We start from the raw sequence: 850 nt of genomic DNA on the forward strand, positions 1-850 counted from the left end.
TGGCCAGGCCTTCGAACAGCCATTGCGACAACGGTCCGGCCTCGAGCCCGATCCGCTCGATGCGCAAGGCGGGACCTTTCAGAACCGCGGTGAGGTCGTCGGGGTGGCTGACCACCTTGATCTCGCGGCAGATCTTGCCAGTTTCATCGACAATGCAAACGGCGGTCTCTTTTACCGAGATATCCAATCCGGCATAATGCTTCATGCTGCGTTTCCTTTCCTGATGCTTGTGGCTGTAGCTGCAGACCACGTTCTATCATCAGCTCGGAGCGCAGCACCTCCGTCCATCACCGTCGAAGATGGGGCTCAAGCCGAATATCCCATCTGATTCAATCTTCGTCGTAAGAGGAGATTGAGTCGATGATGGGCGAGCAAAGTGTGATGCAGGAGGAGCTGTTCTACGGCTTCAGCCTGGAGCGGCATGTGCCGGCGGATCACCTGCTCAGAGCGATCGACCACTTCGTCGACCTGTCCGCCATCCGCCAGCATCTGGCGCCCTTCTACAGCCCGATCGGCCGTCCCTCGATCGACCCTGAGCTGCTGATCCGCATGCTGATCGTCGGCTATTGCTTCGGCATCCGCTCGGAGCGCCGGCTGTGCGAGGAGGTACATCTGAACCTGGCCTATCGGTGGTTCTGCCGGCTTGGCCTCGAGGGTGATGTGCCTGACCACTCAACCTTCTCCAAGACCCGCCACGGCCGCTTCCGCGATGCCGACCTGCTGCGCGAACTGTTCGAGACCGTCGTCCGGCGCTGCATAGCTGAAGGGCTCGTCGGCGGCGAAGGCTTTGCGGTCGATGCCAGCATGATCGTCGCCGACGCCCATCGTCAGCGCGGGATCGAAACGGCCG

General features: G+C 61.1%; 1 protein-coding gene and 1 pseudogene. One reads left to right on the top strand and one right to left on the bottom strand.

Annotated elements, in window-relative coordinates; translation table 11 throughout:
• A pseudogene (locus NKH49_RS34735) lies at positions 1-205 on the bottom strand (IS110 family RNA-guided transposase); the annotation flags it as partial.
• Between the two features lie 155 nt (positions 206-360).
• Here NKH49_RS34735 and NKH49_RS34740 point away from each other — a divergent pair.
• The coding region (locus tag NKH49_RS34740; RefSeq protein ID WP_352930209.1) for a transposase at positions 361-850 on the top strand (490 nt) is incomplete at its 3' end.

Origin of the sequence: Mesorhizobium sp. M1088, assembly GCF_040318575.1 — a bacterium.
Classification (GTDB): domain Bacteria; phylum Pseudomonadota; class Alphaproteobacteria; order Rhizobiales; family Rhizobiaceae; genus Mesorhizobium.